The sequence below is a fragment of the Streptomyces sp. NPDC060031 genome (assembly GCF_042736805.1).
Lineage (GTDB): Bacteria > Actinomycetota > Actinomycetes > Streptomycetales > Streptomycetaceae > Streptomyces.
In genome coordinates, this window is the sequence record NZ_JBHWVM010000015.1 from 79,071 (window position 1) to 93,307 (window position 14,237).

The window sequence follows — 14,237 nt, forward strand, 5'->3', positions numbered from 1 at the left end:
GCGCCCGATGTGGCGCCACCCCCTGGGAAGCGATTCTTGGATCACACCGAACGAGGTGCCCGAGAAACGCAAACAGGGAGTACGAGATGTTCGAGTACGAGATCGCCAACGCCCGCCGTGCCGACCTGATCCGCGAGGCCGATGCGTACCGCCTCGCCAGGGACGCCAAGCGCGCCCGCCGCTCCTCGCGAAGCCAGGAACCGGAGGGGTCGGTGAGGGCGCACCGCAGCCGCTTCGGCCGCGCCGCGTAACCCGCGTCGCGACGTGTGTGAGCCGGCACGTGACGAGAAGCGCACCGATACCGAGTGCCGCTGAGCAGGGCCCCTGTGCCATGCTCGGCGGCGTGGAGACCAGATCTGTCAGCCCGGTGTTCGTCGGCCGAGCCGACGAACTGGCCGTACTCACTGACGCCTTGACGCGAGCCGCCGGCCAGGAGCCGCAGGCGCTGCTCGTCGGGGGCGAGGCCGGAGTCGGCAAGACCCGCCTCACCGAGGAGTTCCTGGGCGAGGCGACCCGCCGCGGAGCAGTGGTCGCCGTCGGAGGCTGTGTGGAGATCGGGGCGGAGGGCCTTCCCTTCGCCCCGTTCTCGACGGCCCTGCGCGCCCTGCACCGCCGGCTGCCCGACGAACTGTCCGCCGCGGCCGCGGGCCAGGAGGACGAACTCGCCAGGATCCTCCCGGAACTCGGCGAGACCCCGCGCGGCCCGCACGACGAAGAGAGCACGGCCCGGCTCTTCGAGCTGACGGCCCGGATGCTGGAGCGGCTCGCCGCCGACCGCACCGTCGTCCTCGTCCTGGAAGACCTGCACTGGGCGGACACCTCCACCCGGCACCTGCTCGCCTACCTCTTCCGCACCCTGAACAGCGGCCGCCTCGTCGTCGTCGCCACCTACCGCGCCGACGACGTCCACCGCCGCCACCCGCTGCGCCCGCTCCTCGCGGAACTGGACCGCCTGCGCACCGTCCACCGCATCGAACTGTCCCGCTTCAACCGGGCCGAGGTGCGCCGCCAGCTCGCCGGCATCCTCGCCTCGCAGCCCGCCGAAGACTTCGTCGACTCCGTCTTCGAACGCTCCGACGGCAACGCCTTCTTCGTCGAGGAACTCGTCGCCTCCAAGGAGAGCGGCTGCCGCACCGGTCTCACCGAATCCCTGCGCGACCTCCTCCTCGTCCGCGTGGAGGTGCTCCCGGACGGCGCCCAGCGCGTGGTCCGCGTCGTCGCCGAGGGCGGCTCCGCCGTCGAGTACCCTCTGCTGCGCGCCGTCACCCGGCTCACCGAGGACGAGCTGATCGAGGCCCTGCGCGCCGCGGTCGGCGCCAACATCCTCCTCCCCACCCCCGACGGCGACGGATACCGCTTCCGCCACTCGCTGGTCCGCGAGGCCGTCAGCGACGACCTGCTGCCCGGCGAGCGCGCCCGCGTCAACCGCCGCTACGCCGAGGCGATGGAGGCCGACGACTCGCTGGTCCGCGCCGAGGAGCGGGTCATCCGGCTCGCGAGCTACTGGTACTGGGCCAACGACACCGCCAAGGCGCTGCCCGCCGTGCTCGCCGCCTCGGTGGCCGCCCGCCGCCGCCACGCCTACTCCGAGCAGTTGCGGCTGCTGGAACGGGCCATGGAGCTGTGGGAGAGCGCCCCGCAGGAGGTGCGCGAGCAACTGCGCCCGGCGGACTACACCGAGGTCTACCCGCCCTGCGGCTGCGATCCCGCGACCACCCCGCTCCAACGGCTCGACCTGCTGGCGGAGGCGACCGTCGCGGCCCGCTTCGGCGGCGAGCGCGAACGCGCCCTGAAGTTCACCAAGACCGCCCTGCGGCTGCTGGACGACGGCCGGGACCCGCTGCGCGCCGCCTGGTTCTGGACCGAGCGCTCCCGGCTGGTCGCAGGCCTGGCCCGCGGCGACGGCTGGGACGAGCTGGCCAAGGCGCAGGAGCTCGTCCGGGGGCTGCCCCCGTCCCAGGTGCACGCCGACGTCCTGGTCCGGGCCGCGAGCTGGGGCATGCTCCACAACCCGGGCCCCGAGAACCTCGCGGCCGCCGAACGCGCCGTGGAGTACGCGCGGATGGTCGGCGCCGAGGACACCGAACTCAACGCCCGGATCACGATCGGCAGCCTGCTCACCGACGCCGGCGACCCCGAGGGCGGCCTCGCCGAGATGCACGAGGTCAAGGAGCGGGCCACCGAACTCGGGCTCGTCATGCTGGCGGGACGTGCACATATCAATCTCACCTCTCAGCTGGAAGGGCTGGGACGCTCCCGTGAGGCCGTGGAACTGGCCCTCCAGGGAGCCGAACTCGTTCACAAATCGCAGTTGCTGGACACCGAGGCCTGGGTCCGGGGAAACATGGCGGAGAGCCTGTACAGCCTCGGACGCTGGGAAGAGGCCGCCGAGGAGGCCCGGCGCACCCTGCACGTCGGCTCCAGCGCCGCACCGCGCGCCTCGGCCTCCGCCCGGCTGGCCTATCTGGCCCTGGCGCGCGGCGAGTTGACCGAAGCGGCCGCCAGGCTCGCCACGGCACACACCTACTTCGGCACCCACGACGCCCAGCCCCAGCACCGGCTGCCGCTCTACCGCCTCACCATCGGCGTGGCCGCGGGGGAGGGCCGCATGGCCGACGTCCGCACCGAGACGGCCGCGGCCGTCGACTACGGCTTCCCGCTCGGCCACCACCGCTACGCCTGGCCCCTGCTCCTCGCTTCCGCCTCCGCCGAGGCCGACGCCCGCGGCCTCCCGGTGGCCGACGCCGGCCGGGACGAGGCCCTGGCCGTACTGCGCGCCGCCGCCCGGGGCCTCGCCACCCCGGCACCGGTGTGGGCGGCCCACGCCGAGTACCTCCGGGCCGAGCTGCTGCGCGCCGAAGCCCGGGACACCGCCGCCGACTGGGCGGCCGTGGAGTCGGGCATCCGCCCGCTGGAGCGCCCGTACCTGCTGGCCCGGGCCCGCCACCGGCTCGCAGAGGCCCTTCTGGTGTGCGGTGAACGGGACCCCGCGGCGCAGCTGCTCCGCGACGCCTACGCCACCGCCGAGCGGCTCGGGGCCCGCCGGCTCCGCGAGGACCTGGCCCTGCTCGCGCAGCGCGCCAGGCTTCCGCTCACCGTCGTGGACACCCCCCGGGCCCTCCCGGCGCCGGACACCGATCCGGCCGAGTCCCTGGGCCTGACCAGCCGGGAGAAGGACGTGCTGCGACTGGTCGCGGCGGGGCACACCAACCGCCAGATCGCCGAGGCGCTCTTCATCTCCCCGAAGACGGCCAGCGTGCACGTCTCGAACATCCTGGCGAAGCTGGGCGTCTCCGGCCGCGGCGAGGCGGCCGCCCTCGCCCACCGGTTGAGGCTCTTCACCCCCGTGACACCGGCCGCCCGGTGACCTCCGGCCCGATCAGGGCGAAGGCTCCTCCGGGTCGGCCCGGCGTATGAGCACCTTGCCGGAGTCCAGGTCTATCGGGCCCCGTCCCGGGTCGCCGTCATTGGTGTCGACCCGGGACAGCTCCAGCCTCTTCTTCTCGTCGTCCGTGTGCTTGCGCCCGGGGCTGAACAGTTGCTCGATCATGTTGAACACCGTGTACACCGCACCTTTCGCCCCTCGCCGGGACCATGCCGGTTACCGCACTGTCAGTGTCAGAATCCTGTCGTCGCCCGCCTGCGGCGATCCGCGCCCGTCCGTCTCGCTCGTGACCAGCAGCAATCTGTCGCCACCCAGGGCCACCACCGTGCGCAGCCGTCCGTACTCACCTTCCAGGAAGGCCTCCGGGTCCGCCACCAGGCCCGTCCCGGCCAGCGGGACCCGCCACAGCCGGTTGCCCTTCAGTCCGGCCATCCAGATCGACCCCTCCGCCCAGGCGATCCCGCTCGGCGAAGCCTCGTCGGTCTTCCACACCGCCACCGGGTCACGCAGGCCGGGCTTGCCGGCCTTGCCCTCCGCCTCCGGCCAGCCGTAATTGCCGCCGGGCTCGATCAGATTCAGCTCGTCCCAGGTGTTCTGGCCGAACTCCGCCGCCCACAGCCGCTTGTCCTTGTCCCAGGCCAGGCCCTGGACATTGCGGTGCCCGTACGAATAGACGACGGAATCGGCCTCGGGATTGCCGTGCACCGGCTCCCCGTCCGGGGTCATCCGCAGGATCTTGCCGCCCAGCGACTTCTTGTCCTGCGCGAGGCCGGTCTCCCCGGTCTCGCCCGTCCCGGCATACAGCATCTTGTCCGGGCCGAAGGCGATCCGCCCGCCATTGTGGATCAGGCCCTTGGGGATGCCCCGGAACACCGTGTCGGGTGCGCCCAGTTGCTGCCCGGCCGGTCTCTGCTCGTCATAACGCAGCCGGGCGATCCGATTGTCGGACTCGGTCGTGAAGTAGGCGTATACCATGCGGTCCGAGGCGAAGGAGGGCGAGAGGGCCAGTCCCAGCAGGCCTCCCTCGCCGCCCGGGGCCACCCCGGGCACCTTCCCGATCGGCGTCACCGCGCCCGTGGCCACTTCCACCCGGCTGATGGTGCCCTTGTCCCGGGAGGCGACCAGGAGATTCCCGTCGGGCAGAGGAGCCACCCCCCACGGCGACTCCAGGCCCTTGGCGACCTCGCCGGTCACCGTCACCGCACCCTTGGCCGGCGGCCCCGAAGCCCGCGGGGACGCCGATGGCCCCCCCGAGGCGCCCGGGGCCGACGCCGTCGCGGCCGTGCCCGGTGGCGAGCCGCCGGCCCGCCCCCCTGGCCCGCCCGCCGGCGAGCAGCCGCCCGCCAGCAGGGCCCCGCACCCGGCCAGTGCCAGCGCCGCCGCCACCGCCCGGGGCCGGGCGCGGGTCCCCGCGCGCCCCGGCCCTGCCGCTGCCCCTGCCCTTACCGCCGCCGCTCCCGCGCCCCCTGCCGACGGTCCGTGATCGCGTCCGTATCGCATGGTCCTGCTCCCCTCCGGTCCACCGATCCTGCCCTTACATCTGACTCAACAGCCCGGACCGGTCCCGAAGTTCCACCGCTCGTACACCCGATCGAGTGGTTGTGGAGATCAGTCCCAGGCCCCCACCGCGGGCGGGAGCGCCGCCAGATCCGCCAGGTCGGCGGCCGTCAGCCGCACCTGCGCCGCGCGCGCGTTCTCCGCCGCCCAGCACGCCCGCTCGGCCCCCGGCACCGGCACCACCTGCGGCCCCTGCGCCAGCACCCACGCCAGCGCCACCTGCGCCGCCGTGACCTCGGGCCCGTGCCGCCGCGCCACCTCCCGCAGCCCCGCCACCAGCACCTGGTTCGCCGCCATGGCGTACGCCGTGAACCGCGGATGCCGGGCCCGTACGTCCTGCGACTCGAAGCCCTCGCCCGGGGTGAGCGTCCCGGTCAGGAACCCGCTGCCCAGCGGCATCGCCGCGAGGAACCCGACCCCGCGCGCCGCGCACCACGGCAGCAGCTGCCACGCCGCCTCCGGCGACCACACCGACAGCTCCGCCTGCACCGCGCTCACCGGGAACACCTGCTGCGCCCGCTCCAGGTGCCGCAGCGTCGCACCGTACGCCCGGTCCCCGCGCCGCCCCGCCCCCGGCCCGGCCGCGGCGCCCAGCGCGCAGAACCCGAGGGCCCGTACCTTCCCCGCACCCACCAGCTCCGCCATCGCGCCCCAGGTCTCCTCCACCGGGACGTCCGGATCCACCCGGTGCAGCTGGTACAGGTCTATGACGTCCGTCCGCAGCCGCCGCAGCGAGGCGTCACAGGCCCGCCGCAGATAGCCCGGCCGCCCATCGGCCACCACGTGCTGCTCGCCCGCCCGCAGCCCCACCTTGGCCGAGACGAACGCCTCGGCGCGGCGCTCCCGCAGCACCCGCCCGAGCAGCAGCTCGTTGGTGTAGGGCCCGTACAGGTCGGCGGTGTCCAGCAGACTGGCCCCCAGGTCCAGCGCCGTGTGCACCGCGGCCAGCGACTGGGCCCCCGCGTCCTCGCGCTGCCGGCGCGAAGGCCCGTAGGCCCAGCTCATCGGCATGCACCCGAGTCCGACGGCGCCCACCGTCAGCGCTGCCGCCCCGATCGACCTGCGCTCCACCCGTACGTCCCCCCGCCCTCTCCCGGTCCGGCAAACAAACTAACGGCTTGATCCGAATGCCTTGGCATAGCCTCGGGATCATGACCGCTATGACCGGGGACGTCTGGCTCCCCTTCCCCTCCGAGGAGTTCGAGGGCCTTCCCGACTCCTTCCGCTACCGACACTGGGACGGCGAGGAGGACTTCCCGGCCGATCCCGCGGACTGCGTCTTCTACGTCACCCCGTACATGAAGTCCTCCGAGGTCACCCTGCGCCCGCTGGCGGCCATGCCGCGGCTGCGGGTCGTGCAGACGCTGACCGCCGGCATCGACCACGTCCTCGGCGGGCTCGCCTCCTTGAGCCCCGGTGTACGGCTGTGCAACGCACGGGGCGTCCACGAGGCGAGCACCGCCGAGCTGGCGCTGACCCTCGTCCTCGCCTCGCTGCGGGGCATCCCCGGCATGGTCCGCGGCCAGGACCGCGAGGAGTGGCGCGGGGGCTTCTACGAGGCGCTGGCCGACAAGTCCGTCCTGATCGTCGGCTACGGATCCATCGGCGCGGCCATCGAGGACCGGCTGGCGCCGTTCGAGTGCGGGCGGATCGAGCGGGTCGCACGCTCGGCGCGCAGCAGCGGGCGCGGGCCGGTGCACGCCCTGGCCGAATTGCCCCAACTCCTGCCGCAGGCCGACGTGGTGATCCTCTCCACGCCGCTGACCGAGCAGACCCGGGGCCTGGCGGGCGCCGAGTTCCTCGGCCGCATGAAGGACGGCGCGCTGCTGGTCAACGTGGCCCGCGGGCCCGTCGTCGACACCAAGTCCCTCCTCGCGGAACTGGAGTCGGGGCGGCTGCGCGCCGCACTGGACGTCACCGATCCGGAACCGCTGCCTTCCGGCCATCCGCTGTGGCACGCACCCCATGTCCTGATCACGCCCCATGTCGGCGGCAGCAGCTCGGCGTTCGAGCCGCGGGCGAAGCGCCTCGTGGCGCGCCAGCTGAATCGCTTCGCCGCCGGAGAGCCCGTGGAGAACACGGTATTGATCACCGAGTGACGCCCGATGCCCACGCTCCGCAGTCGATCGGATGCTCTCGGTGCACGCAACTCCCCGCTTGGTGACGGAGCGTAGAGAATCTATGTCCCTGAGTGACGAAAGTGGTGTATCGTCCGGTACAAGGGGCTGCGCCACGAACGTCTGGCGCTGGGGAGTGATCGGACACTTTGGGGGGCGACGGGCGATGCACGGCCAATGGACGAAGGATCCGACGCGGCAAAGCCGCCGGAGGCGACGCTGCCGGGACTGGGGTGCGCCGAAACCAGCCAGCGAGGGGGACCGGTGAGCGCCCCGGGGGCGGCGCTCCTGACCCGGGCGCCCGCCCCTGGCGGAGGCCGGGGAGGCGCCGTGCAGGCACTCCTGGCCGTGGTGTGGGGCGGATACGCGATCGGTGCGGGAACCGGCTGGGGCGGCAGTGAGATCGCCGACATCATGGGTGACTTCGGCCTCAGCGCGGCGGCCCTCCTCGCTGCCGCATCCTGCTACCGGTACGCGCGCACCCACGCGAACCGCGACCGGCTCGCCTGGTTGCTCTTCGCCCTCTCCTCGCTGATGTCCGCCTGCGGAAACGCGGTCTGGGGGTGGTACGAGGTCGTGATCCACAAGGAGATGCCGAACCCGTCTCCGGCCCAGTTCTTCTTCCTCTGCTTCGCCCCGCCCGCGATCGTGGGCCTCCTGGTCCTCGCCAAGCGCCCCGTCACCCGGGCGGGCTGGGTCTGCCTCGCCCTCGACTCGTGGCTGATCGCGGGATCCCTGCTCACCCTCTCGTGGAGCCTGGCGCTCGCCAAGGCCGCCAGATCGCACAGCGCCGGCAGCGTCCCGGGGGCCGCGCTCGAACTGGCCTACCCGCTGTTAGACATCGCGCTCGTCTCCATGGTCCTGGTCCTCCACTTCAAGAGGTCGGCGACCAACCGGTCCGCCGTCAACACGGCCATCGCCGCGCTCGCGCTGACCGTGCTCTGCGACGCCATCTTCACCTCGCCGCTGCTGAAGGAGAGCTACCGCTCCGGCCAGCTCCTCGACGCCGGCTGGTTCGCCGGGTCCCTGCTGCTCGCCTACGCGCCCTGGGGCGCCCGCCGGATCGGCTCCCCACCGGAGTTCGCCGATCCGGTCCGCGGCCTGCGCCCGGTCAGCCGCCCGATCGCGCGGTCGCTGCCCGCGCTCACCCCGTACCTCGCCGCGGCCGTCTGCACCCTCGGCATCCTGTACAACGTGATCGAGAGCCGCAGCGTCGACAAGGTGGTGGTCGTCACCGGCTGCACCGTCGTCCTCGCCCTGGTCATCCGGCAGGGCATCATGCTCCTCGACAACATCGCCCTGACCCAGGAGCTGGCCCAGAAGGAGAACCACTTCCGCTCCCTGGTCCAGGGCTCCAGCGACGTCATCATGATCGCCGCGCCCACCGGGACGCTGCGGTACGTGAGCCCCGCCGCGGCCGGGGTCTACGGCCGCGAGGCGGAGGAGCTGGTCGGCACCGAGCTGGCCACCCTCATCCATCCCGACGACCTCGGCCGGGTCGTCCACGAGGTACGCCGCTTCCTCGCCGCCCCGCCGACCGAGGAGCCCACCACCCGCATCGAGTGCCGGTTCAAGTCCGGCGGCGGCGAATGGCTCAATGTCGAGTCCACCGTCAACCGCCACCAGGGCGGCCTGATCCTCAACAGCCGGGACGTCACCGAGCGCGTCCGGCTCCAGGCCCAGCTCCAGCACAGCGCCGAGCACGATCCGCTGACCGACCTGCCCAACCGGGCGCTGTTCACCCGCCGGGTCCGCCAGGCGCTGGCGGGCCGGCGCGCGGGCGACCACAGCACCGCCGTGCTCTTCATTGACCTCGACGGCTTCAAAGCCGTCAACGACACGATCGGCCACCAAGCGGGCGACGAGCTCCTCATCGAGGCCGCGCGCAGGCTCCAGGACTCGGTCCGCGCCGGGGACACCGCGGCCCGACTCGGCGGGGACGAGTTCGCCGCGCTGATCATGGGCGACGGCAGCCGGGACCGCAGTGCCCGCGAGTACCTGGTGCGCGAGATCGCCGACCGGCTGCGCACCACGCTCTCCCAGCCGTACCGGATCGCCGGCAGCGAGGTCCGGGTCGCCGCCAGCATCGGCGCGGCCTTCGCCGATCCCGGCATCACCCCTTCGGACCTGATGCGCAACGCGGATCTCGCGATGTACCGGGCCAAGGCGGCCGGCAAGGACCGGGTCGAGATGTACGCGCCCCAGATGCAGGCCGAGGTCGTGCGCAAGGCCGAGCTGGCGGGGCGGCTGCGCACCGCACTGCACGAGGGAGAGTTCGCCCTGCTGCACCAGCCCGTGGTCTCGATGGCCACCGGCGAGGTGTCGGCCGTGGCCGCGCAGGCCCGCTGGCGGTCCGCCCAGGGGATCTTGTTCACCCCGGCCGAATTCCTCCGGGTCGCCGAGTGCGGCGAAGGCGCGCACTCGGCCGGGCCGGACGCCTCACGCGCCGCCGAGCTGGGGCGATGGCTGCTGGAGGAGGCCGTGGAGCAGGCCGCCGAGCGGCACCGGGCCGGGCACGACGTACCGGTGGCCGTGCGGATGACGGCCCAGCGGCTGCTCGACCGCGCGGTCCCGCTGGGCTCCGTGGAGGCCCTGCTGACCCGGCACGGGCTGCCCTCCGGAGCGCTGGTCCTGGAGCTCGCCGTGTCCGACCCCAGAGTGCCCTTCGACGACCTGGAGCGCCGGCTCACGGCCCTGCACCGGAGCGGCATCGGGATCGCCCTGGACGGCTTCGGCAGCGGCTACGCGGCCATCAGCGCCCTGCGCCGGCTGCCGGTGGACGTGCTCAAGCTGGACCGGGGTCTGGTCGAAGGTGTGGTCGAATCGGCCCGCCTGCACAAGATCACCGCAGGCCTGTTGCGGATCGCAAACGACCTCGGCATGCAGTCGGTGGCCGACGGGGTGGACCTGCCCGAGCAGGTCCTGGCCCTGCGGGCCATGGGCTGCACCCACGGCCAGGGGATGGCGTTTTCCGGCCCCCTCGACGAGTACAGGCTGCGGCGGGCGCTGGTGCGCGGTACGTTCCCAGTACCGGGCGGAGCGGTGCAACCCGCCTTGGCCGGTGGTTCCGCCGGGGGCTCCATGGTCATCCACAGAGGCTCACATAATGAGACGCCCGTCCCACCCACTTGACATCCACCTCCCGCCAGAGGGAGGGTCAGTGCCATGCGCACCCGAATTCTCGTACTTGGAAAGCGCGTCGGCTGAAGCTGGGGCCAGCATGTCCCCGCTCAACACACCCGACGCGCTCCCCTCGCTTGCCTCCCGGCACGAGGGGTTTTTTGTTGCACTGGCAACGTCGAATCTCGTAAAACCCTCCTCGTAAAACCCTCAGCTTCGAGAAGAGAATGCCGATGACCGAGCAGGCCACCGGGGCCCACCATCCGCAGCCGCGGGCCCGTAACGGCGGACAGCAGTCCGCCGCCATTGAGCACGTCACGGGTGCGCAGTCCCTCATCCGCTCTCTCGAAGAGGTGGGGTGCGACACCGTCTTCGGCATCCCGGGCGGCGCCATCCTCCCCGCGTACGACCCGATGATGGACTCCACGAAGGTCCGTCACATCCTGGTCCGCCACGAGCAGGGGGCCGGCCACGCCGCCACCGGCTACGCGCAGGCCACGGGCAAGGTCGGCGTCTGTATGGCGACCTCCGGCCCGGGCGCCACCAACCTGGTCACCCCGATCGCCGACGCGCACATGGACTCCGTCCCGCTCGTCGCGATCACCGGCCAGGTCTCCTCCAAGGCGATCGGTACCGACGCCTTCCAGGAGGCGGACATCGTCGGCATCACGATGCCGATCACCAAGCACAACTTCCTGGTGACCAGGGCCGAGGACATCCCGCGGACGATCGCCCAGGCCTTCCACATCGCCTCGACCGGCCGCCCCGGCCCGGTCCTGGTCGACATCGCCAAGGACGCCCTCCAGGCGAAGACCACCTTCTCGTGGCCGCCCACGATGGACCTCCCCGGCTACCGGCCGGTCACCAAGCCGCACGCCAAGCAGATCCGCGAGGCCGCCAAGCTCATCTGCCAGGCCAAGCGCCCGGTCCTGTACGTCGGCGGCGGCATCATGAAGTCCGGCGCGACCGCCGAGCTGAAGGTCCTGGCCGAGCTGACGGGCGTCCCGGTCACCACCACGCTGATGGCGCTGGGCTCCTTCCCCGACAGCCACCCGCTGCACGTCGGCATGCCGGGCATGCACGGCGCGGTCACCGCGGTCACCGCGCTGCAGAAGTCGGACCTGCTGATCGCGCTCGGCACCCGCTTCGACGACCGCGTCACGGGCAAGCTGGACAGCTTCGCTCCCTTCGCCAAGATCATCCACGCGGACATCGACCCGGCCGAGATCGGCAAGAACCGCACGGTCGACGTCCCGATCGTCGGTGACGCCCGCGAGGTCATCGCCGACCTGATCCAGGCCGTCCAGGCGGAGCACACCGAGGGCAACGCCGGGGACTACACCGCCTGGTGGAAGGACCTCAGCCGCTGGCGCGACACGTACCCGCTGGGCTACGACCTGCCCGAGGACGGCATGCTGTCGCCCCAGCAGGTCATCGAGCGGATCGGCGCGCTCGCGCCGAAGGGCACCATCTATGCGGCCGGCGTCGGCCAGCACCAGATGTGGGCCTCGCACTTCGTCAAGTACGAGGAGCCGCGCACCTGGCTCAACTCCGGCGGCGCCGGAACGATGGGCTACGCGGTCCCCGCCGCGATGGGCGCCAAGGTCGGCATGCCCGAGCGCACGGTCTGGGCGATCGACGGCGACGGCTGCTTCCAGATGACCAATCAGGAACTGGTCACCTGCGCGCTGAACAACATCCCGATCAAGGTCGCGATCATCAACAACGGTGCGCTGGGCATGGTCCGCCAGTGGCAGACCCTGTTCTACAACCAGCGGTACTCCAACACCGTGCTGCACGCCGACGAGACGGGCCACGGCACCGTCGGCTCCCAGCTCGGCGAGTCCATCGCCCCCCGCAAGGGCACCCGCGTCCCGGACTTCGTCAAGCTGTCCGAGGCCATGGGCTGCGTGGCACTGCGCTGCGAGGACCCGGCCGACCTGGACAAGGTCATCGCCGAGGCCAACGCGATCAACGACCGTACGGTGGTCATCGACTTCATCGTCCACGAGGACGCCATGGTGTGGCCGATGGTCGCCGCCGGCACCTCCAACGACGAGGTCATGGCAGCCCGGGGCGTCCGTCCCGACTTCGGCGACAACGAAGACGACTGAGCCGAGAGAGCCGAGAGAGAGAACGCCTCACATGTCCAAGCACACGCTCTCCGTCCTGGTCGAGAACACGCCCGGCATCCTCGCCCGGATCGCCGCGCTGTTCTCCCGCCGCGGGTTCAACATCGACTCCCTCGCGGTCGGTGTGACCGAGCACCCCGACATCTCGCGCATCACCATCGTCGTGAACGTCGAGGACCTCCCGCTGGAGCAGGTGACCAAGCAGCTCAACAAGCTGGTCAACGTGCTCAAGATCGTCGAGCTGGAGCAGCACAACGCCATCGAGCGTGAACTCGTTCTGGTGAAGGTCCGCGCCGACAACGAGACCCGCTCGCAGATCGTCGAGATCGTCCAGCTGTTCCGCGCCAAGACCGTCGACGTCTCCCCGGAGGCCGTCACCATCGAGGCCACCGGCGGCGCCGACAAGCTCGGCGCGATGCTGAAGATGCTGGAGCCCTTCGGCATCAAGGAACTCGTGCAGTCCGGCACGATCGCCATAGGGCGCGGCGGCCGGTCCATCACGGACCGCAGCCTGCGCGCGCTCGACCGCAGCGCCTGATCGAAGTGCCTGATCCGGGCGCCTGATCGAAGCCGGTCCGCTCGTATAGCGAGACCAAGAACCTCTTATTCCGTTCCCCGCCGTACGGTGGGAGCAACACCAGCGCACCAAGGAGATATCCCAGTGGCCGAGCTGTTCTACGAGAACGACGCCGACCTGTCCATCATCCAGGGCCGCAAGGTCGCGGTCATCGGTTACGGCAGCCAGGGCCACGCCCACGCGCTGTCGCTCCGTGACTCCGGCGTCGACGTCGTCGTCGGTCTGAAGGAGGGCTCGAAGTCCAAGGCCAAGGCCGAGGAGCAGGGTCTCAAGGTCGTCTCCGTGTCCGAGGCCGCGGCCTGGGCGAACGTCATCATGATCCTGACGCCGGACCCGCTGCAGGCCGAGATCTACGAGGAGTCCATCAAGGAGCACCTCGAGGAGGGCGACGCGCTCTTCTTCGGCCACGGCTTCAACGTCCGCTACGGCTTCATCAAGCCCCCGGCCAACGTGGACGTCGCCCTCGTCGCCCCCAAGGGCCCGGGCCACCTGGTCCGCCGCCAGTACGAGGAAGGCCGCGGCGTGCCCTGCATCGCCGCCGTCGAGCAGGACTTCACCGGCAGCGCCTTCGCGCTGGCGCTCTCGTACGCGGCCGGCATCGGCGGCACCCGCGCCGGCGTCATCAAGACCACCTTCACCGAGGAGACCGAGACCGACCTGTTCGGTGAGCAGGCCGTTCTCTGCGGTGGCGCCTCCGCGCTGGTCAAGGCCGGTTTCGAGACCCTGACCGAGGCCGGCTACCAGCCGGAGATCGCGTACTTCGAGTGCCTGCACGAGCTGAAGCTCATCGTGGACCTCATGTACGAGGGCGGCCTGGAGAAGATGCGCTGGTCGGTCTCCGAGACCGCCGAGTGGGGCGACTACATCACCGGCCCCCGCATCATCACGGACGCCACCAAGGCCGAGATGAAGCAGGTCCTGGCCGAGATCCAGAGCGGCGAGTTCGCCAACACCTGGATGGCCGAGTACAAGGCCGGCCTGCCGAAGTACAACGAGTACAAGAAGGCCGACGAGGCGCACCTCCTCGAGACGACCGGCAAGAAGCTGCGCAAGCTCATGAGCTGGGTCGACAACGACGAGAGCTGATCTCTCACGCGGCGGGGGCCGGGACACAGCGTCCCGGCCCCCGCGCCGTATCGGAATATGGACCTCCGATGGCGCGGCTTGTCCACCCCGGCCAACCACGGAAGGGTGATCCTTCCGTACAGGCGGAATTCCGCTCGGGATCCGCCACTACACTGCACAACACAACGCGTCAGGCCCACAGTGTCGTGCGTCTTCCACGCGGCTACCCCCTCCACCGCCTGCGGCCGTCGGGACGGCCGTCCGCACTGGACTTGTGAGGATGA

General features: G+C 71.5%; 10 protein-coding genes. 7 read left to right on the forward strand and 3 right to left on the reverse strand.

The features are described from left to right. The first annotated feature begins 86 nt into the window (after positions 1-86). On the forward strand, positions 87-251 hold the full coding sequence (locus ACFWB8_RS09675) for a hypothetical protein (protein ID WP_385223962.1): 165 nt from the start codon (positions 87-89) through the stop codon (positions 249-251). Positions 252-331: 80 nt separating this feature from the next. Further along, positions 332-3,367 carry an AAA family ATPase gene (locus ACFWB8_RS09680; RefSeq protein ID WP_385223964.1) on the forward strand — a complete coding sequence of 1,012 codons (3,036 nt, stop codon included), beginning with the start codon at positions 332-334 and terminating at the stop codon, positions 3,365-3,367. 12 nt (positions 3,368-3,379) lie between these two features. Here ACFWB8_RS09680 and ACFWB8_RS09685 read toward each other — a convergent pair whose 3' ends face one another. The 3 genes from ACFWB8_RS09685 to ACFWB8_RS09695 all read right to left on the reverse strand — a co-directional run bounded on the left by ACFWB8_RS09685 (position 3,380) and on the right by ACFWB8_RS09695 (position 6,013). Then, on the reverse strand, positions 3,380-3,550 hold the full coding sequence (locus tag ACFWB8_RS09685) for a DUF6191 domain-containing protein (RefSeq protein ID WP_385223966.1): 171 nt from the start codon (positions 3,548-3,550) through the stop codon (positions 3,380-3,382). 51 nt (positions 3,551-3,601) lie between these two features. Next, the gene (locus ACFWB8_RS09690) at positions 3,602-4,885 is read right to left on the reverse strand and encodes a PQQ-dependent sugar dehydrogenase (protein ID WP_385223968.1); all 1,284 of its coding nucleotides are present in this window, start codon (positions 4,883-4,885) and stop codon (positions 3,602-3,604) included. A gap of 108 nt (positions 4,886-4,993) precedes the next feature. After that, positions 4,994-6,013: an aldo/keto reductase gene (locus ACFWB8_RS09695; protein ID WP_385223970.1), complete on the reverse strand. Its 1,020-nt coding sequence runs from the start codon at positions 6,011-6,013 to the stop codon at positions 4,994-4,996. An 80-nt stretch (positions 6,014-6,093) separates the two neighbouring features. Here ACFWB8_RS09695 and ACFWB8_RS09700 point away from each other — a divergent pair, with 80 nt between their 5' ends. The 5 genes from ACFWB8_RS09700 to ilvC all read left to right on the forward strand — a co-directional run bounded on the left by ACFWB8_RS09700 (position 6,094) and on the right by ilvC (position 13,974). Further along, the gene (locus ACFWB8_RS09700; RefSeq protein WP_385223972.1) at positions 6,094-7,041 is read left to right on the forward strand and encodes a 2-hydroxyacid dehydrogenase; all 948 of its coding nucleotides are present in this window, start codon (positions 6,094-6,096) and stop codon (positions 7,039-7,041) included. A gap of 282 nt (positions 7,042-7,323) precedes the next feature. Then, positions 7,324-10,191 (forward strand): putative bifunctional diguanylate cyclase/phosphodiesterase, encoded by a 2,868-nt coding sequence (locus ACFWB8_RS09705; protein ID WP_385223974.1) that lies wholly within the window; start codon positions 7,324-7,326, stop codon positions 10,189-10,191. A gap of 215 nt (positions 10,192-10,406) precedes the next feature. Then, complete coding sequence (locus tag ACFWB8_RS09710; protein WP_385223976.1) at positions 10,407-12,293, forward strand: acetolactate synthase large subunit; 1,887 nt, start codon at positions 10,407-10,409, stop codon at positions 12,291-12,293. Positions 12,294-12,324: 31 nt separating this feature from the next. Beyond that, positions 12,325-12,849, forward strand: coding sequence for an acetolactate synthase small subunit (gene ilvN / locus ACFWB8_RS09715; protein ID WP_385223978.1), 525 nt, complete (start codon positions 12,325-12,327; stop codon positions 12,847-12,849). Positions 12,850-12,972: 123 nt separating this feature from the next. Further along, positions 12,973-13,974, forward strand: coding sequence for a ketol-acid reductoisomerase (gene ilvC / locus ACFWB8_RS09720; RefSeq protein ID WP_385223980.1), 1,002 nt, complete (start codon positions 12,973-12,975; stop codon positions 13,972-13,974). Positions 13,975-14,237 lie beyond the last annotated feature (263 nt).

Excerpts from the sequence above, each read along its gene's own strand:
- ACFWB8_RS09680 (WP_385223964.1), top strand. The coding sequence starts at position 332 with ATGCTCGGCGGCGTGGAGACCAGATCTGTCAGCCCGGTGTTCGTCGGC.
- ACFWB8_RS09675 (WP_385223962.1), top strand. The coding sequence starts at position 87 with ATGTTCGAGTACGAGATCGCCAACGCCCGCCGTGCCGACCTGATCCGC.
- ACFWB8_RS09710 (WP_385223976.1), top strand. The coding sequence starts at position 10,407 with ATGCCGATGACCGAGCAGGCCACCGGGGCCCACCATCCGCAGCCGCGG.
- ACFWB8_RS09690 (WP_385223968.1), bottom strand. The coding sequence starts at position 4,885 with ATGCGATACGGACGCGATCACGGACCGTCGGCAGGGGGCGCGGGAGCG.
- ACFWB8_RS09685 (WP_385223966.1), bottom strand. The coding sequence starts at position 3,550 with ATGATCGAGCAACTGTTCAGCCCCGGGCGCAAGCACACGGACGACGAG.
- ilvN (WP_385223978.1), top strand. The coding sequence starts at position 12,325 with ATGTCCAAGCACACGCTCTCCGTCCTGGTCGAGAACACGCCCGGCATC.
- ACFWB8_RS09700 (WP_385223972.1), top strand. The coding sequence starts at position 6,094 with ATGACCGCTATGACCGGGGACGTCTGGCTCCCCTTCCCCTCCGAGGAG.